The sequence below is a fragment of the Streptococcus mitis genome (assembly GCF_001281025.1).
Taxonomy (GTDB): Bacteria; Bacillota; Bacilli; order Lactobacillales; family Streptococcaceae; genus Streptococcus; species Streptococcus mitis_AK.
This window is the reverse complement of record NZ_CP012646.1, coordinates 965,302-991,371: the sequence shown is the minus strand read 5'-3', so window position 1 is coordinate 991,371 and position 26,070 is coordinate 965,302. Positions and strand designations below refer to the sequence as shown.

At 39.7% G+C, this 26,070-nt stretch carries 19 protein-coding genes and 1 pseudogene; 3 read left to right on the top strand and 17 right to left on the bottom strand.

The window, feature by feature from the left end:
• The first annotated feature begins 67 nt into the window (after positions 1 to 67).
• On the top strand, positions 68 to 976 hold the full coding sequence (locus RN80_RS04805; RefSeq protein WP_060628759.1) for a LysR family transcriptional regulator: 909 nt from the start codon (positions 68 to 70) through the stop codon (positions 974 to 976).
• Positions 977 to 1,080: 104 nt separating this feature from the next.
• On the opposite strand, the gene RN80_RS04800 is transcribed toward RN80_RS04805, so the two are convergent.
• From RN80_RS04800 to RN80_RS04775, 6 genes are all read right to left on the bottom strand, one after another.
• Positions 1,081 to 2,277, bottom strand: a complete 1,197-nt coding sequence (locus RN80_RS04800) for a hypothetical protein (protein WP_060627857.1) — start codon at positions 2,275 to 2,277, stop codon at positions 1,081 to 1,083.
• Positions 2,278 to 2,309: 32 nt separating this feature from the next.
• Entirely contained in the window at positions 2,310 to 2,786 is a 477-nt protein-coding gene (locus tag RN80_RS04795) for a hypothetical protein (RefSeq protein ID WP_228112106.1), read from the bottom strand.
• Positions 2,787 to 3,205: 419 nt separating this feature from the next.
• Positions 3,206 to 3,826, bottom strand: coding sequence for a hypothetical protein (locus RN80_RS04790; protein ID WP_045611997.1), 621 nt, complete (start codon positions 3,824 to 3,826; stop codon positions 3,206 to 3,208).
• Between the two features lie 319 nt (positions 3,827 to 4,145).
• Complete coding sequence (locus tag RN80_RS04785; protein ID WP_045611998.1) at positions 4,146 to 4,562, bottom strand: hypothetical protein; 417 nt, start codon at positions 4,560 to 4,562, stop codon at positions 4,146 to 4,148.
• 88 nt (positions 4,563 to 4,650) lie between these two features.
• Positions 4,651 to 5,208, bottom strand: a complete 558-nt coding sequence (locus RN80_RS04780) for a hypothetical protein (protein WP_080998505.1) — start codon at positions 5,206 to 5,208, stop codon at positions 4,651 to 4,653.
• A 50-nt stretch (positions 5,209 to 5,258) separates the two neighbouring features.
• Positions 5,259 to 6,230 carry a PspC-like choline-binding domain-containing protein gene (locus tag RN80_RS04775; RefSeq protein WP_060627855.1) on the bottom strand — a complete coding sequence of 324 codons (972 nt, stop codon included), beginning with the start codon at positions 6,228 to 6,230 and terminating at the stop codon, positions 5,259 to 5,261.
• Positions 6,231 to 6,615: 385 nt separating this feature from the next.
• Between RN80_RS04775 and RN80_RS04770 the strand changes: the two genes are divergently transcribed.
• Entirely contained in the window at positions 6,616 to 7,521 is a 906-nt protein-coding gene (locus RN80_RS04770; RefSeq protein WP_060627854.1) for a helix-turn-helix domain-containing protein, read from the top strand.
• A 37-nt stretch (positions 7,522 to 7,558) separates the two neighbouring features.
• On the opposite strand, the gene RN80_RS04765 is transcribed toward RN80_RS04770, so the two are convergent.
• From RN80_RS04765 to miaA, 5 genes are read right to left on the bottom strand one after another with little or no spacing between them, the layout of a single operon-like run.
• Positions 7,559 to 8,314, bottom strand: coding sequence for an SDR family NAD(P)-dependent oxidoreductase (locus RN80_RS04765; RefSeq protein WP_060627852.1), 756 nt, complete (start codon positions 8,312 to 8,314; stop codon positions 7,559 to 7,561).
• 20 nt (positions 8,315 to 8,334) lie between these two features.
• Positions 8,335 to 9,264 (bottom strand): ribonuclease Z, encoded by a 930-nt coding sequence (rnz, locus tag RN80_RS04760; RefSeq protein WP_060627850.1) that lies wholly within the window; start codon positions 9,262 to 9,264, stop codon positions 8,335 to 8,337.
• A gap of 14 nt (positions 9,265 to 9,278) precedes the next feature.
• A complete protein-coding gene (locus RN80_RS04755; RefSeq protein WP_060627848.1) occupies positions 9,279 to 9,902 on the bottom strand; it encodes a cystathionine beta-lyase in 624 nt (207 codons plus the stop codon).
• Entirely contained in the window at positions 9,895 to 11,133 is a 1,239-nt protein-coding gene (gene hflX, locus RN80_RS04750; protein ID WP_060627846.1) for a GTPase HflX, read from the bottom strand. Before hflX ends, RN80_RS04755 begins: the two co-directional genes overlap by 8 nt.
• Positions 11,126 to 12,010 carry a tRNA (adenosine(37)-N6)-dimethylallyltransferase MiaA gene (gene miaA, locus RN80_RS04745; protein WP_000850199.1) on the bottom strand — a complete coding sequence of 295 codons (885 nt, stop codon included), beginning with the start codon at positions 12,008 to 12,010 and terminating at the stop codon, positions 11,126 to 11,128. Before miaA ends, hflX begins: the two co-directional genes overlap by 8 nt.
• 120 nt (positions 12,011 to 12,130) lie before the next feature.
• Between miaA and RN80_RS04740 the strand changes: the two genes are divergently transcribed.
• Positions 12,131 to 12,301: a DUF3042 family protein gene (locus tag RN80_RS04740; RefSeq protein WP_001051780.1), complete on the top strand. Its 171-nt coding sequence runs from the start codon at positions 12,131 to 12,133 to the stop codon at positions 12,299 to 12,301.
• A gap of 50 nt (positions 12,302 to 12,351) precedes the next feature.
• Here the strand turns inward: RN80_RS04740 and RN80_RS04735 are convergent, their stop codons facing one another.
• The 6 genes and pseudogenes from RN80_RS04735 to RN80_RS04710 form a co-directional block, all read right to left on the bottom strand.
• Positions 12,352 to 13,191 (bottom strand): thymidylate synthase, encoded by an 840-nt coding sequence (locus RN80_RS04735; RefSeq protein ID WP_060627845.1) that lies wholly within the window; start codon positions 13,189 to 13,191, stop codon positions 12,352 to 12,354.
• Positions 13,192 to 13,288: 97 nt separating this feature from the next.
• Positions 13,289 to 14,248, bottom strand: a complete 960-nt coding sequence (locus tag RN80_RS04730; RefSeq protein ID WP_000078564.1) for an ROK family glucokinase — start codon at positions 14,246 to 14,248, stop codon at positions 13,289 to 13,291.
• Positions 14,249 to 14,365: 117 nt separating this feature from the next.
• Positions 14,366 to 15,052, bottom strand: a pseudogene (locus tag RN80_RS04725) (excalibur calcium-binding domain-containing protein); the annotation flags it as partial.
• A 49-nt stretch (positions 15,053 to 15,101) separates the two neighbouring features.
• Positions 15,102 to 15,719 carry an alpha/beta fold hydrolase gene (locus RN80_RS04720; RefSeq protein WP_060627843.1) on the bottom strand — a complete coding sequence of 206 codons (618 nt, stop codon included), beginning with the start codon at positions 15,717 to 15,719 and terminating at the stop codon, positions 15,102 to 15,104.
• Entirely contained in the window at positions 15,720 to 17,441 is a 1,722-nt protein-coding gene (pabB, locus tag RN80_RS04715) for an aminodeoxychorismate synthase component I (protein ID WP_060627842.1), read from the bottom strand.
• A gap of 184 nt (positions 17,442 to 17,625) precedes the next feature.
• Positions 17,626 to 25,794 carry a sialic acid-binding adhesin gene (locus RN80_RS04710; protein ID WP_060627841.1) on the bottom strand — a complete coding sequence of 2,723 codons (8,169 nt, stop codon included), beginning with the start codon at positions 25,792 to 25,794 and terminating at the stop codon, positions 17,626 to 17,628.
• Positions 25,795 to 26,070 lie beyond the last annotated feature (276 nt).

The window sequence follows — 26,070 nt, the reverse complement described above, 5'->3', positions numbered from 1 at the left end:
TCACACAATGCACCTGATTTTCCTATCTTCTTTGGCGATTCTGACGCAAGTGTGGTACAATAAAAACATGAGAATTCAACAATTACACTATATTATCAAAATCGTCGAAACTGGCTCCATGAATGAAGCAGCTAAGCAACTCTTTATCACTCAACCTAGTCTTTCCAATGCAGTGAGAGATTTGGAAAATGAAATGGGCATTGAAATCTTTATCCGCAATCCTAAGGGCATCACCTTGACCCGTGATGGGATGGAGTTCCTCTCTTATGCCCGTCAAGTTGTCGAGCAAACCCAGCTTCTGGAAGAACGCTATAAAAATCCTGTCGCCCACCGCGAACTTTTTAGCGTTTCCTCTCAACACTATGCCTTTGTGGTCAATGCCTTTGTCTCTTTGCTCAAGAAAAGTGATATGGAGAAATACGAGCTTTTCCTTCGTGAAACTCGGACTTGGGAGATTATCGACGATGTCAAGAACTTCCGTAGTGAGGTCGGTGTCCTATTTTTTAACAGCTACAACCGTGATGTTTTAACGAAAATGCTGGATGACAACCACCTGCTGGCTCACCATCTCTTCACAGCGCAACCGCATATCTTTGTCAGCAAGACCAATCCTCTGGCAAAAAAAGACAAGGTAAAACTGTCTGACTTGGAAAATTTCCCTTACCTTAGTTATGATCAAGGGACACACAACTCCTTCTACTTTTCAGAGGAAATCCTTTCTCAAGAGCATCACAAGAAATCCATCGTGGTTAGTGACCGTGCCACCCTCTTTAATCTCTTGATTGGTCTGGATGGATACACGATAGCAACAGGGATTTTGAACAGCAACCTCAACGGAGACAATATCGTTTCCATCCCACTGGATATTGACGACTCCATTGAGCTAGTCTATATCCAGCATGAAAAAACCAGCCTATCTAAGATGGGCGAACGCTTTATCGACTATCTACTAGAAGAAGTCCAGTTTGATAGTTGAGAATCACTCTAAATCGAATAACCTAAAAACCTCAAGAACTAGCTTTCAACCCTAGTTCTTGAGGTTTTTTCTCTAATAATAAATCAAGAGTATTTTATAAAATCTTATTTTTTAAACCAAAATAGAGATAGGATTAAGACAAGGACAAGTCCAGCTCCCACAACCAGTCCAAACACTGGAATGTTTTCAAATAGTTTTTGTTCTGGCTTTGTCTCCTCACTACTGTCTTGAGTTGATTCTGCCACTGTATCGTCTTGTTTCGCTACTTCTGGATCTGTTTTTTTCTCTATTTTCTTAGGACCATAATTTGGATTTACAAAAGTTACTAGCTTGGAAGGTTTAGAATAGTCTTCCTCCCCTTCTTTTACTACCCACAATACATTATATAAAGTTCGCCCTTCTAGTACCATACCATGTTCGAGTCGGTGACCAGGAGGCAAACCTCCACCTAAACCAACAATTAAAGAGAAAAAATCATCCTCTTGATTTTCTGTTAAGACAATAAATCCATTCTCACTCACTTTTTTAAGACGAGATACCTTCCCTCTAATATCTCCATCTTTAAAGGTTCCAGTGTAGCTTCCGTCCTCTCCTAAAATAAGTGATGAAGCTTTACCAGATTTAGTACCATTATTTGGCTCTTTATTAATCCAAGTACCTACTAATTCAGATGGCAAAGGAATTTCATCACCAATTTTAGCATCAGCAAGGGACTTGGGCATAGGAGGATTCGGATCCATATTATCTCCTATGATTGGGAGATTTAGAGAAGTATATTCAATAGCTGAGGTATCTATTTTTGTTTTAGAATCAAGATTTAACTCATCTAAATCACCTTCTCCTGCTCTAAATTCACCTTTTTTAATTAAACTTGGCTCCTTATTTTCTTTAGAAAGTTGGAACAATCTATATGACATAATCCCTGGAGAACTTTCGAACACTATAATACTACCATCTGTGTAAGTATTAATAACTGTCCCCATTCTAAGGCTTGTATCCCAAAATCTATCAAATAATGGAGTTGGAGTATTACCATTCATATAGTATACTTCAAACAGTTCCCATTTTTGACCGTTGGTCAGACCGATTAATAACTCATCCGTCCCATTTTTATCAATATCCATCAAAGCGTAACCAAGTCTATTAGCATTATTTTCAAATAGATGTTTGCTCTCCCACTTCTCAGTAATTTGTGGCAATAGTTGGTTGTAGTCAGTACTGTCAGCTTGGGCTGACTTCACAAATGAAAATAGGCCGCAAAATAAATACAAACAGGTAATTATTTTTATAATTTTCTTCATATTATTTCTAATTTTAATTTCACCTATATAAATTAATAAATATTATTTTGATGGTAATGGTTATGCGTGTGATAATGATTTTCTTGGACATGTAAATTTCTCAAGTAATCAACTGCTTCTTCTGTATTTCTACGGATTCCATCTAACTGCTGTAATTGTAACGTTTGAACATAATTGTTATATCTTAATGCTTGAAGCATTTTCTTAGTATCAATATATTGTTCCCTTTGTAACTGTAGCATTTCTTTCTGATAGTTCAACTGTAATTCTTTATACTTTGTTTCATCATATAAATTTACAAGTTCCTTCATATTATCAGCTTTGAAATTTTCTAAAGCTCCGATAAAAAACTCTATAGCTTCTATGAAATAGTAATCTTTGGGATACCATCCACTACCAAAAGCCACTAGAGCTCCTGCAGCCTCTTGCATCTCTATTTCACACTGCTGTTGCTCTTCCTTAATTTCTTTTTCACGTTTAATCTGTCTATCATAATCAGACTGTCTCATACCTGAATTTTTAATAAGTTGTTTATTATCATCATCAATTAGCGTATTAATAAAGTCAACCCATTTAGGATACCAAATCTCACCTAAAATAGAAGTTTATAAAAACAGTCTAGGTTTCTTGTCGTCAAGAAAACATGGAATAAATCTATAAAATGATTAATTCATCGATGTCTAGGAATTATGTTTGGACAGGTTAGAGATGCACAGATTTAGCTCAAAAGATTGATAGTGACTGGAACAGTTTTTTTAATTGTTATTAGATTTAAAAGCTAAAATAACTCGTTTGGATTTGGCGTTGGATGATTATAATGCTGTTGTTGATTTTGAAAAGATAGAACGTAAATTAAAATCTGGTGATTATCGTTCATCTAAGAAGAGCTACAATGTCATCAAAGAATTTTATTTGATACTTTATTTGTTTATTTTTTTTCTTCTACAATTTTACCATCTGCTTTATCAAAGTTTATTACATTTCCTTTAGAAACTTCGGTAATGAGTAAATCTCCAGAAGAAACGAGGCTGGAAGTGTATCCAATATATCCGGCATAGTATTTATCACGAATTTGTCCATTAGTTAGAGATACGTAAGTAAGATAATCTGGTTTATTTTCGTAAAAAAATAATTTTATTTCTTCTTCTGTAGTGTTATTCCCTGATGAATCTGTGTTTACCTTGGCTGTAACTTTATCGATTTCAAAAGTTTTTTTTGATCTTTCTTCAGCTAATTTTTTAACTTCATTGATGTTTTTGCCTACAACATCATCCATATAAAGCTCTACGGCTGCACCAACAGTTCCCCCGCCTATTTCGTAACCGTTCAGTTTTCCGCCTTTTGTAATATAGACGTAGTTTACTCTTTCATCTTTTCCAGGTAGTGAATCATGATTAGAATCGATCACACTATAGAAAACTCTTTCTTGATTGTCGTTCATTAACTGAGCAATACCTTTTCCTTTTGTATCCATAGATGATGAACAAGCTGCTAAACCGACACTAGAAAGTAGTGCGCCTAAGATAAGTAAAGTATTTCTTTTTTTCATAAGAGACTCCTAAATATTATTTATTTTTCCATAAAAGTATAACAGTTATTGTACAAATATTGTTATGATTTTTTATTAATTCCAAAATTTCCACCATTTTTTAGATGTTTCTATTAGTTTAGTATCACGATTATAGATTATTTGCTGAAGATTGGATATCTGCATATCTTTGCCTCATCATTTTCTCTATTTTGTTAGATGAATTACTTTCTAATAATACTGATTTCTCTTCCACTTCATTCTCCATCTTTTTTCTATTTTATTAAAAAATCTGCTATTACCAGTACATCCATCCCAACTACTACTGAAAGAAAGTTATTTAATCAATCCGTTTACTAGTAGATTTAGCACCTTTTATAATCATAATCGCCGCAAAAACATTTATCAAAACACAGATAAAATATAGAATAGCTCCGTAACCTAATTGTGCTCTACCAACTATTTCATTCAAGAATGTAAAATGAATAAACAAACTAAATGCACTTAATAAAATAATGACAAGTGACTGAATAATTGCTATTACTCTTCTATTTACTATAAATAAAGATAATAATAAAGTGATTACAAATGCACCGTACCAAACAATAAATACCATAAATTGGGAAGGCGCATTTAGATAATCAACTACGTACTCACTTACCGGAGCTAGTGATTGATTACCTGATGTAACAACAGGCAATAAGAAAGTAATTAGGCCAACCAAGCTAGCTAGAGTTATTAATTTTTTAAATTTCATTTGATATTCTCCCTATATACAATATACAATATACAATTTCTTACCCCAGTAACTTTTAGGGTACTGAGGTAAGCTTTTAATGTGTAGTCTATTTTACTCGGTTAAAGGTTTGATCTGGCTCTTGAAGATAAAGTTCCTTATCTTTTAACATATATTTTGTTTTTCCTAAATCTCTTCCTTTATCGTCTGTGATTGTCAATTCTTTCTTTTTTTTATCAATTTTCACTAATCTTGTTTCTTTGTCTCCGTCTGAATCTTCAGAGATGACGGTCCCAGAATTTCCTTTAATCACCATGACTAAATGGTCACGTTTTGTTAAAATTTCATAAGTTCCATCTAAGGGATCACTTGTTAATTTACGAACTCCAAAGAACAGAACAAGAAAGATAGCTAGGCTTATCCCGACAGATTGTAAAGGCTTTGTTTCAAATAATTTTTTAATCTTTTCAATGAGACCATTCATATCTAGATTTTCGATTTGTTGTCCAGCTTTATCTACAAAAGCTGATGCCTCTTTTTTGATTGCTTCTACTCTATCAGGCTTCTCTTGAACTACTTCATTAATTGATTCTTCCATTCTTTCCGTAGTCTCTTCGACTTTTTCTACAGTCACTTCTTCATTCGTTTGGTTTTCATGTTTTTCCATTATTTTCTCCCAGTTTAAAATAAGTTTTATCTACACTATAGATTATTTCCTTATTTCACCCACTTACCTGAGCCATCTACTTGGTAGCCATCTGGGGTACGTTCGTTGACTGCCATCTTACCATTTGACTTGAGATAATAGTCGCCTACCCATGTGTCACGAGCATAGCTTCCTTCTGATGTTAGATAATAGTAAGATTGATAACTACTATCATAGATCCACTCACTCTTAGCCATTTTACCATCTGATTTGAGGTAGTAACTTCCAGCCCAAGCATTACGCGCATAGCTACCCTCTGCTGTCAAGTAATAGTATGATTTATAGTTATTGTCATAAATCCACTCGCTTTTAGCCATGTAGCCACCTGATTTAAGATAGTAGTTGCCTGACCAAGCATTTTGAACAAAGGTACCTGAAGCATTTAGATAGAAGTAAGAATTGTACTGAACATCAAAAATCCATTGATTCACTACTTTAACACCAGCTTTATAGTAAGAAGAACCTGACCAGCCAGTTTGACCTGAGTTAGAGGTAGAGTTAGTAGATTGTTTTGGAGTTTCAGTAACGGTTGGTGTCTCTACCTTCTTAATCGGATAGTATTTATATCCAGAGATTTTAAAAACTTCTGAACGTCCGAAGTAACGTTTTCCAAAATCACCTGAACTGTAGATATCTAGATGGTAATTCCCATCTTTTACTGGGAGTATATTAATTCCCTGTCTTATTCTATTACTTCCTCCAAATCTTCCAAAAGTGTGTGAAGAAGCAAGTGCTCCAGTATCTTCATTAACTAAATCAAAATCAAGATATGTATTATCATTAGTTGTAGAATTTCTTTGAAGGTCAACCAATAGTATAGTTATTTCTCCTGTATCTATCAAGTTGATTTTCAAGGGATTTTGAGTATCTTTTACACTCATATCTGTTAAAGCGTGAACATCTATCGGTTTAGAAGCTACATATCCTACTGACAATAAAGCACCGGCTAGTAAAGAAGAGGCCAACATTTTTCTGTTTTTCATAACAAAACTCCTATATATTTCTATTTTTCTAAAAATTTATGATAATTGTCTTATAACCTTAAAAGTAAATATAATATTTTTCTAGTATCGAGCATTTAAGTTTTTCCCATATCATTTTCTCCTTGAATGACTGATAGAATAGGATTGAGTGATAAGTCAATCCTTGTTATACTAGTATAACAAGGCGGCTTTATTAGCTATTCTTTCCCTTATCATACCATAATAGATATTTAAATTTTTCGTCATTTAAACTATAGTTTCAATCTTGTTCATAAAAATAAAAAATAGCATAGAATTCTAGTATTTTGTAACTATAGTTTTCTTTCTCCATTTTTTTCTCTAAATTTTTGTATAATAGTCTTAGAAGTATGTAAGGAGATTATTTATGGAAAATCTATACCCATTTGGAGCTACATTTAAGTACCTGCGCGAAGCACGAGGACTCAGCCTAAAGGAAGCCGCCTCAGATATCGTATCACCACAGTTCCTAAGTCAATTTGAAAAAGGAGACAAAGGAATTTCACTTGAAAACTTTGCCAAACTTTTAATTGTTATCGGAGTTGAATGGAATGATTTTGTTCTCGCCTATGCAAATAAAGGTGGAGACTGCTTAGAATTACCTGCTATTGAATTTGGCAAGCATGTGGTCCATGAAGAAGATATCCTCACTTACATTGAAGAATACGAAAAATTATTTGATGTCTATCTAAAAGACAATCCACTTCAAGCAGAAATGATTTTTAAATCTATTAAATTAAGACATTATCCAACCATATCAAAGAGTCCAGAAACCGTTACCAGAATTCAAAACATTATCAAGCATTTAATGAAATCGGATGTCTTTAATAGTATCGAACTTGAAATTTATCGTGTTATCGTCAATCATTGCCCGATGGAACTCATTGACCATATGACCAAACAATTACTACTTATGTACAAAGAAAGTGCTAATACTGACACCTACATCCGTATTTTAAATGCTCTTACTTTCTCTGCAAAATACTTCTCTGAATTAGGCTACTATCAAAAGGCTGATGATATTATTAAAAAAATTAAATCACTTCAGACCTTCGAACGAGGCTATCTAGCTATTCCACTCATGTTCCTAGAAGTTGAACATGTTTACAATCAATTTAGATGGAATAAACCTGAGGCTATTCCCCTAGCCAAAAATCTATTTAATTATCTTCAAAGCGCAAAATTTATTGATCAGCAATATTACTCTAATTTTATCAATGCCTTCACCTATCACTGCCACTCATTAAATAAGACTGGAATTGATTTATTCTAAGCATCAAAAAAGTTGCTCCATTTTAGGAACAACTTTTTTATTTATAATTAAAAGTCTCCCCTGCCAACTTATCAGCTAGCTTAGGAAAGAGGGTATAAAACTTATGGGCTAGGTTCAACAAGACTGGGAGATTGAGTTCGCGTTTGTTTTTTCCTATAATCTTGACAATCTTTTCAGCCACTGCATCTGGTTCTAGCAGGAAGCGGTTAACCGACTTGAGATAGGTTCCATCTGGGTCCGCTTGGTCAAAAAATCCTGTGCGTATTGGTCCTGGATTGACCGTCGTCACATAAACACCGTAGGACATAAGTTCTAGGCGCAGAGCATTTGAAAAACCAATGGCCGCAAACTTGGTCGCTGAGTAGAGACTAGACTTACCAGTAGCAATCAAACCTGCCATGCTGACGATATTGATGATATGGCCTTTTCGGCTTTCCTTCATACGAGCAGCAAGGAGACGAGACAGATTCATCAAAGCAAAGGTATTGACCTCGAACATCTGGTGAATATCTTGGTTAGAAATCTGGTCAAATTCCTCGAAAATCCCGTAACCAGCGTTGTTAATTAAGACATCAATCTTGCCATAGCGGAGATAGAGATCAGTTACCAGAGATTCTAAGGCTGAATCATCGGTAATGTCTATTTCAATCAATTCTGCATGGGGATGGTTTCCGTAGAGTTGGGCTAATTTTTCCTTATTTCTACCAAGCAAGATGAGTTGGTCATTTTGCAAGAGTTTGACCATTTCTTGAGCTAGGCCACCGCTAGCTCCGGTAATGAGAATAGTAGGCATACTTATCCTTTCCCAATCTTTTAGATTTCCACTTCTTCCAAGTCTTTAACCACATGGACATTTTCAAAAATGCTAGCAGCATCTTTCTTGAGCTTGCTGATATCTTTTGAGAGGAAACGGGCACTGATATGGTTGAGCAAAAGGCGTTTAGCACCTGCTTCTACCGCTACTTGTGCAGCTTGCATGTTAGTAGAGTGGCCATGGTTACGAGCAATTTTTTCGTCACCCTTACCATAAGTCGATTCATGGACAAGGACATCGGCATTGACAGCCAGACGCACACTGGCATCCGTTTTTCGAGTGTCTCCTAAAATAGTGATAATCTTACCCGGACGTGGGGCTGAGATATAGTCTGCTGCCTTGATTTCAGTCCCATCTTCTAAAACAACGTCCTGACCGTTTTTAATTTTTCCAAAAAGTGGGCCAAATGGGACACCTGCCGCCTTGAGTTTTTCAGCATCCAGCGTTCCTTCCAAGTCCTTTTGAATGACACGATAGCCAACGCAGAAAATAGTATGATCCAATTCTTCCGCGTACACAGTGAATTTATCGGTCTCAAGGATTTTTCCTAGAGAATCTTGGTCAAATTCATGAAAATGAATGCGGTAAGGCAGGCGCGAACCTGACACACGAAGGCTGGTTAAGACAAAGGACTTGATTCCTTGAGGTCCATAGATTTCCAAATCAGTCTGCTCTTCATTAGCCTGAAAGGCACGGCTAGAAAGGAAACCTGGCAAGCCAAAGATATGGTCTCCATGCAGGTGGGTGATAAAGATTTTGCTGACCTTACGTGGTCGAATTGTGGTTTCCAGAATGCGATTTTGCGTACCTTCTCCACAGTCAAAGAGCCAGACTTCGTTAATCTCGTCCAAGAGTTTCAGGGCGAGACTGGAGACATTGCGGGCTTTAGAGGGCTGACCAGCCCCCGTTCCTAAAAATTGAATATCCATTCGATACTTTCTAATTAATCAATATATAACATGGCTATGCGGTTTTCCGATCGGAAATAGCGCTTGCCAGAAAAAGCAGCAGCTTCTTGCAGTAAATCCTCTTGGCTGTAACCTTTAAGACGCTTGCGACCATCAGCCAAGCTTTCCAAATCAGTCAAAGCTGTTAGACTCTCCATGCTAACAACTTCCTCATCTCTAATAGCCTTCATGTAAATCTTACCAGACTCTTCAAAGACTAGTTGATGGGGGAAAATTTGCGCAATTTCAAAGAGCAAGTCTTCTGAAATTTTCTCTTCATTTTCAGAGAAAATCCGACCAAGACCCTCACACTCATAACAAAAACCAAAGGATTTACCAGACAGATTAAGACGAATAAAAGGCTTATTTTCTAGGGTGAAACTAGGCTCAGTATTGTAAAGATTCAGTTCCTGACTGAGTTCCACAAAATAATCCGTCGCGGCCTCAGGACTTTTTTTCTGGTAGAGTTCTGCAAAGTAAGCATTGACAACGCTGGGCGGAGGTGTGATAAGTGCCAACTGCTCCTGCTCTGTTTTGCCAGCTAGAAGATGATCCAGATAGACCTTGTCCAGACTTGTATAGCCCCCATATTTTAGAGCCAACGTTTTAATATCAGTCATAAAATTCCTCTAACCTCCATTTGTTTTTCTCAGAAATGTAGCCTGTAATCACTTCGCCGTCCTCCTGATAATCGCGTTCTTCCAGAATCGCAACACTTTCTAAATCATGAATCTTGTAGGACTTTGAAAAAGGCACTCGCAGGGTAAATGATTCAAAAATACCCTTGATTTTCTCTAAAAACAAAGCCTGCAAATTCTCACGACTATCCTCAGATTTGGCAGAAATGAGGGCGTAGGGCGTTTGGGTCGGCGTAAAATCCTCCACTAAATCTGCTTTATTATAAAGTGTCAGACGAGGAATATCTTCCATGTCCAGGTCTTTCATGATGGACAGAACTGTTTTTTCATGCTCCTCATGGTAAGGATTGCTGGCATCGATAACATGAACCAGAAGGTCTACATGCTTGCTTTCTTCCAAGGTTGACTTGAAACTGGACACCAACTCTGTCGGCAAATCTTGGATAAAGCCAACTGTATCTGTCAAAGTTACTTGGAGATTGCCTCCCAGATGGATACTCTTAGTCGTCGCATCTAGAGTCGCAAATAGCTCGTCAGCCCCATACTGATTCTTACTGGTCAAGGTGTTCATGATAGTTGACTTCCCAGCATTGGTATAACCAATCAAACCAATCTTAAAGGTGCTTGACTCCAAACGTTTTTCTCTGACAGTCGCCCGATTTTTCTCAACCACCTTGAGCTGGCGCTCGATATCCGTGATTTGATTGCGAACGCTACGACGGTTCAGCTCCAGCTGGCTTTCACCAGGTCCACGGGAACCAATTCCCCCTGCCTGACGGCTGAGCATAATTCCCTGACCAACCAAGCGAGGCAAGAGATATTTGAGCTGGGCTAGGTGAACTTGGAGCTTCCCTTCATGGCTTCGAGCTCGCATGGCAAAGATATCCAAAATCAACTGCATACGGTCAATGACCTTAACACCCAGAACTTCCTCTAGATTGACATTTTGCCGTGGAGTTAAACGGTTGTTGACGATGACAGTGGTAATTTCTTCTGCATCCACCATGAGCGCAATTTCTTCTAACTTACCAGAGCCTACGAAGGTCTTGGAATCATATTTTTCACGTTTTTGTCTGTAGCTATCGACTACGACTGCTCCAGCTGTCTTGGCTAGACTGGCCAATTCTTCCATGGAGAGGTCAAAATTGTCCATCCCCTGCAATTCCACACCGATGAGCAAGACTCGCTCCTCTTTTTTCTCCGTATCAATCATCTAAAAACTCCTCTATCTGGCTTAAAATGCGGTCTTGCACACCAGATTCTCCAATATGATAAAAGGTCACCTGCATGCGATTACGGAACCAGGTCAACTGACGCTTGGCAAAACGACGAGTCGCCTGTTTGAGACTCTCACTGGCTTCTTCCAAGGTCTGCTCTCCACGAAAATAAGGAAAGAGTTCCTTGTAACCAATCCCTTTAGCAGCCTGCACATCTGGATAATGGTCAAACAACCACTTGGCTTCGTCTAGAAGTCCAGCTTCAAACATCAGGTCCACTCGGTGATTGATACGTTCATATAATTGACTGCGCTCATCATCCAAGCAGATAATCAGCGGTTCATATAGACTCTCTTGATTTTCCAAATCCTGACCAAAATGGGCAATTTCCAAGGCACGCATTGCACGACGACGATTAAACTGGGGAATCTCAAGGCCTGCTTGGTCCACCAGATAGGCTAATTCCTCATCTGTATAAGGCTCCAAACTAGCCCGATAGGCCAAAATCTCCTTATGAGGTGTCCCCCCACCCAGGTGGTAACCTTCAAGCAAACTCTGGATATAAAGCCCAGTCCCACCAGCAATAATGGCTAGCTTGCCACGACCATGAATATCCTCAATAGCCATCTTAGCTTCTGAAACAAAATCAAAAGCCGAGTAAGACTCGGTTACCTCTCTAACATCGATTAAATGATGGGGAACAGCTGCCTGCTCTTCTGGACTAGCCTTAGCCGTCCCAATATCTAGACCTCGATAGACTTGCTGGCTATCTCCACTAACCACTTCGCCATTAAAACGCTTGGCCACTTCAATGGCTAGAGCCGTCTTTCCAACTGCAGTCGGTCCAACAATCACAATTATTTTTGTTTTCATCTTTTTTCCTTGAAAAATTCCCATTTTTTCGTTAATATTATTATAACACAAAAAGGTCGGTCAGAAAAATGTGACCTCTTGAAGGGGCTGGCTGATTAAGAAGATAAAGGAGGAAGACTCATGGCTAAAGGATTCGCTAAAGGTCTTGTAACAGGTGTCGCAGGAACTGTCGCTGCAGTCGCAGGTGCAGTATACGCATTTAAAAAGAAAGTGATCGAACCAGAAGAGCAAAAAGCAGCTTTCATCGAAGAAAACCGTAAAAAAGCAGCTCGTCGCCGCGTATCACGTTAAGAAACAAAAGAAGTTGGGATTCATTGTCTCAACTTCTTTTTTCTATTCTTTTAAATAGCTAGGTCAAACTTCAACTGTGGCTTAACAGGGTCATAATCCACCAACTCAAAATCTTCTGCTTTGATATCAAAGAAATTGGTCTTATCTGGCACATTCAAGACCAAACGTGGTTGGCAGTTTGACGGCTCCCGACGAAGCAATTCCTCTGCTTGTTCAAATTGATTATCATAGATATGGAGGTTGTTGATAAAGTAGAAGAACTTCCCAACCTTCCAGCCAAAATGCTTGGCAATCATCATTTGAAGAGCCACGTACTGCATAGCGTTGATATGGTGGGCCACTAGCATGTCGTTAGAACGCTGGGTCAAGGTCGCATCCAGATAGATTTCTCCATCTACACGGCGGACATCAAACATGGTCTGAAAGGCGCAGGGGAGCAGCCCATCTGTCTCCTCAAAAGCTTGGTAATCCCAAAGGGAGATAATGTTTCGACGGTTCCAAGGATTAGCTTCCAACTGCTTGAGAAGCTTATTGATAATATCGTGTTTCTTAACGACTGCCCCGTAACGCTCACCAATAGTTCCCGTATCTCCCACCTCCCAGTCATTCCAGTAGTGAACATTGTACTTGTCATTGAGCACTTCTAGGCTATTAGACTGGTCTTGGTAAATCCAGAGCACTTCCTTGATTGCGGATTTGATGGCAATAGGACGCAAGGTTGTGATTGGAAATTCTCCTTTAGATAAGTCATACTCTGCAAAGGCACCCGTTACGTACTTGGAGTTGGCAACAGTCCCATCCTTGTACTTGGGACGAGCCTGCTCAGAAAAGACTCCATCTTTGAGGATTCGTTCAATATTTTCTTTAAAAATCGTATCTGCTTTTGTCATTTACTCTCACCTCATTTATTGTCCTAACTAGTATAGCATAAAAAAAGAAAGGAGGAAAATCACTCGCTTTAAAGTAGTGTTTTTCTCCTTATCTATTTTATTGCAATACAAGTGATGCTGCTCCGATAACCCCAGCGTCATTTCCTAGAGTTGCAAGAGCTAATTTAGTAGATGTACGTACTTGTGGGAAAGTATTTTCGTCGTAAACCTTTTGAACACCTTGTAGAAGGAATTCTCCTGCAGCTGACACACCGCCACCGATAACGATTGTTGATGGGTTTAGGATTGATCCGATGTTAGCACAAGCGATTCCCAAGTAACGTGAGAAGTTACGGTAAACGATCAAAGCAAGGTCGTCTCCTTCTTTTGCCAAATCAAAGACAGTCTTAGCAGTTACTTCTTCTCCGTTATCAATCAAGCGTTTCAAGGCTGCATCGCCTTCGTATTCATCAGCATAGCGACGAGTCAAGTTGACAATCCCTGTTGCAGAAGCGACTGTCTCAAGACAGCCTTTCTTACCACAGGTACATGCGATTGGTTGGTCAAAGTCAACAGTGATGTGGCCAAGCTCACCTGCTGCACCAGCAACACCGTGAAGCAATTTGCCTTCTGCAACGATACCGCCACCAACACCTGTACCTAGTGTCATAAAGACAACGTCTGGTTGGTTATCACCAGCACCCATCCAACGTTCACCAAGAGCAGCTACGTTGGCATCATTATCGATGAAGAATGGAATACCCAAAGCCTTTTCAATCTTCTCTTTGATTGGTTGAAGTGTTTTCCAGTTGAGGTTGTAGGCACCGATAACAGTCCCTTTTTCACGGTCAACCACACCTGGTGATCCCATTCCGATACCTTGGAAGTCTGCTGCTACCAATCCAAGCAAGTCCAAACGATGTTGAATAGACTCAATCATATCATCTACGATATGACTTCCCTCATCCAAAATGTTAGTCTTGATAGACCATTTTTCTTGGATTTCTCCTGCTGTTGTTAAAATTGCAAATTTGATAGAAGTTCCACCAAGGTCAATCCCAATAATCTTTTGACTCATCATATTCTCCTTTTTTATTATGAATTTATTGAAAATGCTTACAGTACTAGTATAACAAAATTCACTCATTTATGCAAAGGTTTGCATTAACTTTCTAGATTTTATCCTTACTTATGGTTTCCATAGACCTGAAGCATCTACATAGTAGCGACCTCCATCAACTCGCTCATTTTTAGCCATTTTACCATCTGATTTCAAATAGTAATTTCCTTGCCATGCATTGCGAGCATAAGAACCATCTGATTTCAAGTAATACCAGGCTTGATAAGAAGAGTCATAAACCCACTCACCTTGTGCCATTTTACCGTTTGATTTAAGGTAATAAGCTCCTTGCCATGCATTTTTTTCATAAGAACCATCTGATTTCAAATAATACCAAGTTTGATAAGAAGAGTCATAAATCCATTCGCTCTGTGCCATTTGACCATCAGCTTTCAGGTAATAGCTTCCCTGCCAAGCATTTTTCACTGGATTTCCATTTCCGTCAAAATAATACCAAGCGCCGTCCTGCTTAACCCAACCACTTGCTGTTGCTGAACTTGTGTCGGTTTGAGTTGTAGCCGCTTGTTTTGCTTTAAAAGCACCCTTAGGGGCATTTTTCAATTCGCAAGCCACACCATCATGATCGCGGTCTAACTTGGCAGAATAACCAGGTTCTCCCTCGTGAATATCCGAGTATCCATTCTCCCAAGCTTCCTTACAGCTAGAAAAATGAATGTTTTCCTCTGCTAACACAGGTTGTGAAAACAAGGCTAAAACTGGCAAGGTAGCCAGACTCATTTTTAAAAATAGACGTTTGTTCATCTTTTTCTCCCATAATTATGATATCGATTTCAATATTATTTTATCAAACTTATTTCAGCAATTCAAGGAAACTTCTGATCTTTTCTACAAACTCCTTTGGTTTAGCCTTATTCAAGACATGAGGTCCATCTGGTATAATCTGAAATTGAGATTCTGATATTAGTTTATGAAGACTTCTCATAGAACTAAGATTCGGTTTATCTTTGCTACCACAAATTAGTAAGGTTGGATAGGGGCAAGTCCTTGATATATCAGTTAAATCAAGTGTCTTCAATTCCTCAGAAACTCCGACCATAAGAGCTTTGTCTGCTCCCTGTTTTTCAAATACTCTTTTGGGAAGTAGTTTAAAAATCAGCAACTGAATGTAAAAAGGGATATTACCAGCTAGTTTCAATGGACAGCCTGACAAAACCAAGGCCTGAAGATTTGGCAAATCGTAACTTGACAGCTCTAATGTAAGTGCAGCTCCTAAGGACAAACCGATTAGGACAAAAGGTTCTGTCTCCTCTGACAAGTGCTGATAAATGCGCTCCTTGGCTTCTTGATAGCTAGTAATTCCCGTAGGGAATAAGTCGAGGGCTTCAGAGGGATAATCCGCAAGTAACTCCTGCACTTCCTTCCAACTCTCCGCTGACTGGCCTAATCCATGTAAAAATATTAGTTTCATTTATCTCTCCTTTACTGACAATTCATACAAGCCCCTCACCGCGTTACAGCCATAGATGGCTTCTGCTTGGGTTAATTCTGCCAAGGTCAAGACTTTCTCTTCTACCTGTCCTGTTTCCAGCAAATGCTGACGATAAATTCCTGGCAAGATTCCAAGTCGGATAGGCGGTGTATAGAGTTTCCCATCGATTTTCAGAACCAAATTTCCGATAGAGATTTCAAGAAGTTCTCCTTTTACATTATGGTAAATCTTCTCTTGTTCACCTAGGCTCAAATGCGGTCGGTGAGTCGTTTTGAAGTAGGTAAAGGCTTGTTGCAAATTGGCTTCCTGAAGGCAAAGTTTGGCCTGACAAAAACTTGGACTAAGGGGTGTTAATACTTGACGACTGAGTTCTATCTCTCCAGACTTGTCGAGAGAAATACGCAAGCGGTAATCTTGATTAGCATCACAAGCCTGACACTCTTCCTCTATCTTTTGTTTCAAGTTTTCTGAATCAAATGGAAAGGCAAAATACCGACTAGCTTTTCTCAGCCTTTCTATATGTTGTTCTTCAAACAGCAAGTTCTTCTGGCTGATTTTCCCTGTAGTAATCAGTTTGAAACGAGCTTGTTTACGATAGAGAACAGCCGCCTTTTGATGAACTTCACGATATTCAGACTCCCATGTACTATCCCAAGTAATCCCACCTCCAACTCCATAGATGGCTTTCCCTTGATGCAGTTGAATAGTCCGGATAGCAACATTAAAAATCCGTCGTCCACTTGGAAGCAGGAGACCAATCGTTCCGCAGTAGACTCCACGCGGTTGTGGTTCCAAGTCCTTTATAATTTCCATAGTCGCAATTTTCGGAGCTCCCGTTATGGAACCACAAGGAAAGAGAGAACGGAATATTTCTACAAGGTCAACATCCTCTCGCAACCAACTCTTGATGGTCGAAGTCATCTGCCAAACCGTTGAATACTGTTCCACTTGGCAAAGACGCTCTACATGCTCACTCCCCACCTCAGAAATACGGTTCATGTCATTGCGCAAGAGGTCCACAATCATCATATTTTCAGAGCGATTTTTAGAATCCTGCTCCAACCAACTGGCCTGTTCAAGATCTTCTTGGTCAGTTACCCCACGCTGAGTCGTTCCCTTCATTGGTCGTGTTGTCAACTCGCGGTCATTTTGCTCAAAAAAGAGTTCTGGACTCATGGAAATCACTGCCATCTCGTCATGTTCAACATAAGCATTGTAGCCCGCCTCCTGCTCTACTACCATACGATTGTAGATGGCAAAAGGATTGGCACTTAATTTTTGCTTGAGTTGGACGGTGTAGTTGACCTGATAGGTGTCCCCCTGCCGCAAATGATGGTGAATCTGAGCAATCGCCTTTTCATAATCTGCTTCAGACGTCACTTCCTGCCAATTTGAAGGCAAATCAACCTCATCATAAGTCAGGGGAATAGGAGATGTCTCCACCCTATCGTGAACAGTAAAGTAAAGCAAATACTCGTCCAGTAAAGGAGCTTTATGAACTGCTAATTTCTCCTCAAAAGCAGGTGCAGCCTCGTAGCTGACATAGCCCACCACATAGTAGCCTTGCTCTTGGTAGCTTTCCACTTGTACCAGCAAATCTGCCACTTCTGCTACATTTCTCGTTTTCAACTCTTTAATAGGCTGGGTAAAGGTGTATCTCTCGCCCAAAGCCCTAAAATCAATCACTGTTTTTCTATGCATATCTTAAGTATAGCACAAAATAAGAAAACCCTCATCCGCAAAGCAGATGAGATTGTTTTTAGTCCCGTCACGTATCTTCTGATTAGAGAAAAAACTCTCCTAGTAGCTATTTTGCTCTAGGAGAGTTTTAAGAATAATATTATCTACTTAGTCTCAAAAAAGGAGTTGCAACTGTTAGAAATCGTTACTGATTTTCTAATTTGTCTTCTTCATCTTCTTTTCGACGACGAGCAATAAGACCAAAACCAAGTATCGCACTAGCTGTTGCTGCAACAATTGCTGTTATGGATTCTGTTGTACCTGTATTTGGCAATTCTCTAGCCACTACACGCTGATTAGTAGCTACTTGCTGATTCTCATTTTCAAGTTGTGAGATAGTAGATGCTACACTATCTTTCACTTTAGCTTTGGCTTCATCAGTTTTCAATACTTGGTCTATTGCTTGTTTTTCCTGTGGTTTTTCTTTAGAAGTTGGATTAGCTGAGTTTACATGAACTCCAGTACTTACTCCAACTGCCGGTCTAATTTGTGCGATCGGATTGACTGAGTTCACTTCCTCAATACCAGTTGACTTAGCTTGGTCGACTTCTGCTTTTGTTGTCGCGTTGTCGATGGCTTCTTTCGCTGCGTCTGCTTTAGACTTAGCTTCTTCTTTAGCTTTAGCTTTTTCTTCCGCTGTTAAATCCAGACGGTTGTCTAGCTCAGCATTCTTAGCTTTTAGTGCATCATCAATTGCTACCTTAGCTGCTTTCTTAGCTACTGGCGTTGGATTGACTGATTCTACACTTGTTGCTCCATTAGTCTTAGCTTGTTCTACCGACTCGTTTGTTGTTGCGCTATCGATGGCTTGTTTGGCTGAGTCTGCTTTAGCTTTTGCTTCAGCCTTAGCAACAATTTTCTCTTCGGCTGTTAAGTCTGTGCGAGCATTAATCTCATCGTTCTTAGCTTTTAGTGCATCTTCTATTGCTTGCTTCGCTGCTGGCTTCGCCACTGCTACTGGATTAACTGAAGTGACTTCTGTTGTTCCAGTTGACTTAACTTGAGCGACTTCTGCGTTTGTTGTTGCATTATCGATTGCTTCTTTCGCTGCATCTGCTTTTGCTTTCGCGTCAGCTTTCGCTGCAGTCTTCTCCCCATCTGTTAAGTCTGCACGAAAATCTATCTCGGCATTCTTAGCTTTTAGTGCATCTTCTATTGCTTTCTTAGCTGTTGTCTTAGCTACTGGCGTTGGATTGACTGAGTTCACTTCCTCAATACCAGTTGACTTAGCTTGGTTGACTTCTGCATTTGTTGTTGCATTATCGATTGCTTCTTTCGCTGCATCTGCTTTTGCTTTCGCGTCAGTTTTCGCTACAGTTTTTTCTTCGGCTGTTAAGTCGTTGTTCGCATCGATCGCGTCATTTTTAGCTTTCAATGCATCATCGATTGCTTGCTTAGCTTCTGGCTTCGCTACTGCGTCTGGATTTACATTGTTTACTTCTGTTGTTCCGTTAGGCTTAGCTTGAGCGACTTCTTCGTTTGTTGTCGCTTTATCGATTACTTCCTTAGCTGTATCAGCTTTATCTTTTGCATATTCCTTAGCCACAGTTTTCTCTTCGTCAGTTAAGTCTAGACGAGAATCTATCTCGGCATTCTTAGCTTTAAGAGCTTCATCAATGGCTTGCTTAGCTTCTTCCTTCGCTACTGCTGCTGGATTGACTGAGATGACTTCTGTTGCTCCGTTAGCCTTAGCTTGTTCTACCGCATCGTTTGTTGTTGCTTTATCGATTGCTTGTTTCGCTGCGTCTGCTTTCGCTTTCACATCTTCCTTAGCCACAGTTTTCTCTTCTTCCGTTAAGTCTGGACGAGAATCTATCTCGGCATTCTTAGCTTTAAGAGCTTCGTCGATTGCTTGTTTAGCTTCTGTTTTCGCTACTGCGTCTGGGTTTACTGAAGTCACTTCTGCTATACCAATTGACTTAGCTTGATCGACTGCATCGTTTGTTTTTGCGTTGTCGATTGCTTCCTTAGTTGTGTCAGCTTTCGCTTTAGCGTCTGCTTTGGCTGCAGTTTTCTCTTCGTCTGTTAAGTCGTTGTTCGCATCGATCGCGTCATTTTTAGCTTTCAGCGCATCGTCGATTGCTTTCTTAGCTGCCGGTTTTGTCTCAGCTGTTGGATTTACTGAGTCTACACTTGTTGCTCCATCATTTTTAGCTTGAGTTACTGCATCATTTGTTGTTGCGTTGTCGATTGCTGTTAAGTCGTTGTTCGCATCGATTTCTGCTTCCTTAGCTTTCAGCGCATCGTCTATTGCTTTTTTAGCCGCTGGCTTAGCTTGCGCTGTTGGATTTACTGAAGATACACTCGTTGCTCCAGCGTTTTTAGCTTGAGTTACTGCATTATTTGTTGTCGCATTGTCGATTGCAGTCTTCGCTGCGTCTGCTTTGGCTTTCGCTTCTTCTTTAGCTGCTGTTTTTTCCTCAGCTGTCAGATCATCTCGAGCATCGATTTCTGCTTCTTTGGCTTTAAGTGCATCTTCTACTGCTTTCTTCGCCTCTGGTTTCGCTACTGGAGTTGGAGTCACCGAATCTACCGATGTTGCTCCATCATTTTTAGCTTGTTCTACCTCATCATTTGTTGTCGCGTTGTCTATTGCTGTTTTCGCTGCGTCGGCTTTGGCTTTTGCATCTGCTTTAGCTGCAGTTTTCTCTTCGTCTGTTAAGTCGTTGTTCGCGTCAATCGCTGCTTCCTTAGCTTTTAATGCATCGTCGATTGCTTTCTTAGCTGCTGGTTTGGCTACTGGAGTTGGAGTCACTGAAGATACACTTGCTGCCCCATCATTTTTAGCTTGAGTTACTGCATCGTTTGTGGTTGCGTTGTCGATTGCAGTCTTCGCTGCGTCGGCTTTGGCTTTAGCTTCTTCCTTAGCTGCTATTTTTTCCTCAGCTGTCAGATTATCTCGAGCATCAATCGCGTCATTTTTAGCTTTTAGGGCATCGTCGATTGCTTTTTTAGCTGCTGGTTTTGCCACTGCTGTTGGATTTACATTATTTACTTCTGTTGTTCCATTAGCCTTAGCTTGGTCTACTCCCGCGTTTGTTGTCGCATTATCGATCGCTTGTTTCGCTGCAGCTGCCTTGTCTTGCGCTTCTTGCTTAGCTTTGGCTTTTTCTTCGTCTGTTAAGTCATTATTTGCGTTGATTGCTGCTTCCTTAGCTTTCAGCGCATCTTCGATGGCCTTCTTAGCAGCCGGTTTAGCTGTTGGTGTTGGAGTGACTGATGATACACTTGTCGCTCCGTCGTTTTTAGCTTGCGTTACGGTATCGTTTGTGGTTGCATTGTCAATTGCAGTCTTCGCTGCGTCGGCTTTGGCTTTCGCATCAGCTTTCGCTGCAGTTTTCTCTTCGTCTGTTAAGTCGTTGTTTGCGTCAATTGCTGCTTCCTTAGCTTTTAATGCATCGTCGATTGCTTGTTTAGCCGCTGGCTTAGCTTGCGCTGTTGGACTTACTGAAGATACACTTGTCACTCCATCGTTTTTAGCTTTCTCAACTGCATCGTTTGTTGTTGCGTTGTCGATTGCTTGTTTCGCTGCGTCGGCTTTGGCTTTTGCATCTGCTTTAGCTGCAGTTTTTTCTTCGTCTGTTAAGTCATTATTGGCATCAATCGCGTCATTCTTAGCTTTCAATGCGTCATCAATTGCTTGTTTTGCAGCCGGTTTAGCTGTTGGTGTTGGAGTGACTGAAGATATACTTGTCGCTCCGTCATTTTTAGCTTGTTCTACCGCTGCGTTTGTTGTTGCGCTATCGATTGCTTGTTTAGCTGCATCGGCTTTGGCTTTGGCGTCTTCCTTAGCTTTGGCTTTCTCTTCTGCTGTTAAGTCATTGTTGGCATCTATTGCTGCTTCTTTTGCTTTTAATGCTTCATCGATGGCTTGTTTTGCAGCTGGCTTCGCTTGCGCTGTTGGTGTTACTAAAGATACACTTGTCGCTCCATCAGCCTTAGCTTGTTCCACCGCTGCATTTGTTGTCGCTTGATCAATTGCTTGTTTTGCTGCGTCTGCTTTGGCTTTCGCATCTTCTTTAGCTTTTGTTTTTTCTTCTGCTGTTAAGTCATTGTTGGCATCTATTGCTGCTTCTTTTGCTTTTAATGCTTCATCGATGGCTTTCTTAGCTGCTGGTTTGGCTACCGGAGTTGGAGTCACCGAATCTACTGATGTTGCTCCGTCGTTTTTAGCTTGCGTTACTGCATCATTTGTTGTCGCCTTGTCGATTGCTTGCTTCGCTGCGTCAGATTTGGCTTTTGCATCAGCTTTCGCCGCAGTTTTTTCTTCGTCTGTTAAGTCATTATTGGCATCAATCGCGTCATTCTTAGCTTTCAATGCGTCATCAATTGCTTGTTTTGCAGCCGGTTTAGCTGTTGGTGTTGGAGTGACTGATGATATACTTGTCGCTCCGTCATTTTTAGCTTGTTCTACCGCTGCGTTTGTTGTTGCGCTATCGATTGCTTGTTTAGCTGCATCGGCTTTGGCTTTGGCGTCTTCCTTAGCTTTGGCTTTCTCTTCTGCTGTTAAGTCATTGTTGGCATCTATTGCTGCTTCTTTTGCTTTTAATGCTTCATCGATGGCTTGTTTTGCCGCTGGCTTCGCTTGCGCTGTTGGTGTCACTGAGTCTACACTTGTTGCTCCATCAGCCTTAGCTTGTTCCACCGCTGCATTTGTTGTTGCTTGATCAATTGCTTGTTTTGCTGCGTCTGCTTTGGCTTTCGCATCTTCTTTAGCTTTTGTTTTTTCTTCTGCTGTTAAGTCATTGTTGGCATCTATTGCTGCTTCTTTTGCTTTTAATGCTTCATCGATGGCTTGTTTTGCAGCTGGCTTCGCTACCGGAGTTGGAGTCACCGAATCTACTGATGTTGCTCCGTCGTTTTTAGCTTGCGTTACTGCATCATTTGTTGTCGCCTTGTCGATTGCTTGCTTCGCTGCGTCAGATTTGGCTTTTGCATCAGCTTTCGCCGCAGTTTTTTCTTCGTCTGTTAAGTCATTGTTGGCATCAATCGCGTCGTTCTTAGCTTTCAATGCGTCATCGATGGCTTGTTTTGCAGCCGGTTTAGCTGTTGGTGTTGGAGTTACTGAAGATATACTTGTCGCTCCGTCATTTTTAGCTTGTTCTACCGCATCGTTTGTTGTCGCGTTGTCGATTGCTTGCTTCGCTGCATCGGCTTTGGCTTTCGCATCTTCTTTAGCTTTGGCTTTTTCTTCAGCAGTCAAATCGTTATTGGAATCAATCGCGTCATTCTTAGCTTTTAATGCGTCATCGATGGCTTGCTTCGCTGCTGGTTTGGCTACCGGCGTTGGAGTCACCGAATCTACTGATATTGCCCCAGCGTTTTTAGCTTGAGTTACTGCATCGTTTGTTGTCGCGTTGTCGATGGCTTGCTTTGCTACATCTGCTTTGGATTTTGCGTCTTCCTTAGCTTTGGATTTTTCTTCAGCAGTCAAATCGTTATTGGCATCAATCTCTGCTTCTTTTGCTTTTAACGCTTCATCAACTGCATTTTTTGCGTCAGTTTTCTTTTGGCTTGCTTGCGGATTAACGCTTTCTACATCAGCAACGCCTGTAGTTTTCGCATTATCTACTGTTGAGTTTGTTGTTGCAGTATCAATATTATTTTTAGCCGCTGTTGCTCTTGCTTGTGCATCTGCTTTTGCTGCTTCTTTTTCTTCAGTTGTTAAATCATTTCTTGCATCAAGTTGTGCTTCTTTCGCTTTAAGTGCATCATCTATTGCTTTCTTAGCCACTGGTTTCGCTACCGCTGTTGGCGTTACTGAACTTACACTTGTCGTTCCTGCCGTTTGGGCTGAGTCCACTGCTACGTTTGTTGTAGCATTATCGATTGCTGTTTTTGCTGCATTCGCTTTTGCCTGTGCATCTGCTTTTGCTGCATTCTTCTCTTCTGTCGTTAAGTCGTTATTCGTATCGATGGCTGCTGCTTTCTCTCTTAAAGCTGTATCAATAGCTGCTTTTGCCGTATCTTTCTTAGTTACTACCGGGTTATCATTGCTAATCACAGTTGTTCCTGATGTTTTCGCATTATCTAATGCTGCTTTTGTCGTTACCGAATTATCATTAATCGCTGTTAAAGCTTTTGTCTTATCGGCATTAACTTTTTCGATTGCTGCTGCTTTTTCTTCCGCAGTTGCATTTGTATTTGAATTAATTTCCGCAATTTTTTTGTCTGCAGCTGTATTAATTGCATCAATTGCAGGTTGTTTATTTAAACTCGTGAACTCTGATAAAGGTTTTGTATCAGTTGAACCATCTTTATACATTACAACAAGATTTCCATTAGCATCTTTTGTAATCGTAGAAATTCTTGACGCTTGAATTTCTACAGCTTGTCCTCTTTTACTTGTAAGATTTGCATCATCGTTAGTTTGAGAGTATTCAATTTTTACTTTTTCTTTAATTTTTTCAAATTCGTCAGCCGTAACATTCGCTGGATCTACTACACTAACTGTTCCTTCTGGAGTCTTAATATCATATTTAGTAGTTTGATTTTTTACAACAAACTCAACATAACCTTCAATTTTTTGACGTTCTGCAGGATTAGTAGTGGCATTAATTCTTCCGTTGAAAGGTGCACTTTCTCCATTATTATCATCTTTAGCAACGATTACACTCGTCCATTTTTGGTCAGCTGTAAGGTTAGTAGTTCCAGTCATTTTAATCGTTGCGGTTTTCTTATCTTCAGAAACAGAACCTTCTCCACTTGATAGAGCACTGTCTGTCACTTTCCCAACTGCTAAACCATAACTAGTTGCGTTATTGTAGTTAACGTCACCAGGACCACGAAGTTTTAGATCTTTAATCTTAGATTCATCCGTTGCAGTGAATGTCAGATCTGTCTCTTCTCCAGAATAGATATAAATATTTCTGTTCGCTTCGTTTGAATATGGAAGATTAACAGTCGGAGGAGTATTTTTTCTAACTATCTCTCCTACTGGTTTCGTCTTCGTAGAGCCGTCTGTAAATGTAACAACAATGTTATTCCCTACTATATTAACCGATTGGATAACATCCTCAGGATGTTCTACCAAAGTTCCACGTTTATCAGCAAATCTTGCATCTTCGTTCGTTGTTGAATATTCTAGTTGAATACTATCTTTGATTTTTTGCAAGTCTTCTGCCGTTGGATTTGTTAAACTAGTTACAGAAATTTTTTCATCTGTAGGTTGAGATCTTAGGGCGTATTTTTTAGATTGAGCTTTTAATACTAAGTAGAAATACCCTGGATCTGCAATACTATCGCCTTTTTTAAGATTTTCTCTACCTTGGTCATCAACTACCTGAACATAACGAGTCCCAATATTAAGTGTTTGGGTCTCTTGTTTTGTATAATCTCGATGCTTTTTCAGTACATCATTTGGACGACCCGTAATAACGATTTTTGCAGGATTTGCTTGACTCGCATCCGATGTTACTCCTGCTGTTTCCGCTCGGTTTATTACCCTAGCTGTGAATCCAAATTCAACATCCAAGTCATTATCCGTACCTGCAACATTAGGAAATCTTTGTCGTGATCCTTTCTTAATAGTTGCATAGCGAATCTTTCCTGTTTCGGAATATACTGGAATTTCTAATGAGAAATGCTCTTCATTATAGATATAGATTTTCTTCTCAGATGGAATCGAGAACGTGAAATCTACCTTTGGATCTTGATTGACAGCTGCACGGAATGTAGTATCTGCTTCAATCTTACTTCCATTACGGGAATCATTCGCTCCTGTATTTTCAATCGCATTTGATTCTGATGCTTTCTCAGTATTCTCAGCTTCGATACCAACTGTTTCTTTACCCTCAGTAGTATCTGTTGAGACAATTTCTTTTTTCTCAACCGGCTTATTTCTTAGTTTTGAGTTAACAGCAGTTACTAGTTTTTGATAGGCGTTCGTCAACTCTTCTTGCGTGCTCGCGCTCGCTAATGTCGCTTTTGCACTAGCTAACTCAGCAGCTAGACTCACTACACTTTCCTCAGTCTTATTGGTGTAGGCTCCACTCGAAATCTTACCTTCAATTTCACCAACATAATTTGCAAGTTGATTTTTATCTAATTCTGGTTTACTGATTTTCGGTTCACTGATTTTTGACTCGCTCTGATTTTCAGCCTTATCCCCACCTTCTTGAGCCAACTCTACTTTACTAGAAGTCTCTTCAGTTACTTTCAATTGATCCGCAGAAACTGCCCCATTTCCTAAAAACATTAAAAAGGCAGCAACCGCTACACTCGCTGCACCAAAACTATATTTACGAATGGAGAAACGCATGATCTTTTCTTTTTTCTGATTCTCAAGGGACTTAACAGTAATCTTGTTCTTCATTTATAATAACTCTTTCTTTCTCAGCATTATATTATATTGATTTTTATATATATTTATAAAACACTATACCATTAATTTTATAATTTTTAAGCTATTTTTGCAAGTTGTTTGAACGATCTCACTATCCATAAAATAAGGAATTACTTCCCACTTCAGTTACTTTTTAGAAAACTAATTTAGATTAATTTTTTCAATAATTATGCTTGTAATTTAACAACCAAAGACTTTAAAAACATAAAAAAGGCAGATTCAGATAAAACTGATCTACCTTTTTAT

Excerpts from the sequence above, each read along its gene's own strand:
- RN80_RS04805 (WP_060628759.1), top strand. The coding sequence starts at position 68 with ATGAGAATTCAACAATTACACTATATTATCAAAATCGTCGAAACTGGC.
- RN80_RS04795 (WP_228112106.1), bottom strand. The coding sequence starts at position 2,786 with ATGAGACAGTCTGATTATGATAGACAGATTAAACGTGAAAAAGAAATT.
- RN80_RS04740 (WP_001051780.1), top strand. The coding sequence starts at position 12,131 with ATGGCTAAAGGATTCGCTAAAGGTCTTGTAACAGGTGTCGCAGGAACT.
- RN80_RS04710 (WP_060627841.1), bottom strand. The coding sequence starts at position 25,794 with ATGAAGAACAAGATTACTGTTAAGTCCCTTGAGAATCAGAAAAAAGAA.
- RN80_RS04780 (WP_080998505.1), bottom strand. The coding sequence starts at position 5,208 with ATGGAAAAACATGAAAACCAAACGAATGAAGAAGTGACTGTAGAAAAA.
- RN80_RS04785 (WP_045611998.1), bottom strand. The coding sequence starts at position 4,562 with ATGAAATTTAAAAAATTAATAACTCTAGCTAGCTTGGTTGGCCTAATT.
- RN80_RS04730 (WP_000078564.1), bottom strand. The coding sequence starts at position 14,248 with ATGAGTCAAAAGATTATTGGGATTGACCTTGGTGGAACTTCTATCAAA.
- RN80_RS04720 (WP_060627843.1), bottom strand. The coding sequence starts at position 15,719 with ATGAAACTAATATTTTTACATGGATTAGGCCAGTCAGCGGAGAGTTGG.
- RN80_RS04790 (WP_045611997.1), bottom strand. The coding sequence starts at position 3,826 with ATGAAAAAAAGAAATACTTTACTTATCTTAGGCGCACTACTTTCTAGT.
- miaA (WP_000850199.1), bottom strand. The coding sequence starts at position 12,010 with ATGAAAACAAAAATAATTGTGATTGTTGGACCGACTGCAGTTGGAAAG.
- hflX (WP_060627846.1), bottom strand. The coding sequence starts at position 11,133 with ATGATTGATACGGAGAAAAAAGAGGAGCGAGTCTTGCTCATCGGTGTG.
- rnz (WP_060627850.1), bottom strand. The coding sequence starts at position 9,264 with ATGGATATTCAATTTTTAGGAACGGGGGCTGGTCAGCCCTCTAAAGCC.
- RN80_RS04775 (WP_060627855.1), bottom strand. The coding sequence starts at position 6,230 with ATGAAAAACAGAAAAATGTTGGCCTCTTCTTTACTAGCCGGTGCTTTA.
- RN80_RS04755 (WP_060627848.1), bottom strand. The coding sequence starts at position 9,902 with ATGACTGATATTAAAACGTTGGCTCTAAAATATGGGGGCTATACAAGT.
- RN80_RS04735 (WP_060627845.1), bottom strand. The coding sequence starts at position 13,191 with ATGACAAAAGCAGATACGATTTTTAAAGAAAATATTGAACGAATCCTC.
- RN80_RS04770 (WP_060627854.1), top strand. The coding sequence starts at position 6,616 with ATGGAAAATCTATACCCATTTGGAGCTACATTTAAGTACCTGCGCGAA.
- pabB (WP_060627842.1), bottom strand. The coding sequence starts at position 17,441 with ATGCATAGAAAAACAGTGATTGATTTTAGGGCTTTGGGCGAGAGATAC.
- RN80_RS04765 (WP_060627852.1), bottom strand. The coding sequence starts at position 8,314 with ATGCCTACTATTCTCATTACCGGAGCTAGCGGTGGCCTAGCTCAAGAA.
- RN80_RS04800 (WP_060627857.1), bottom strand. The coding sequence starts at position 2,277 with ATGAAGAAAATTATAAAAATAATTACCTGTTTGTATTTATTTTGCGGC.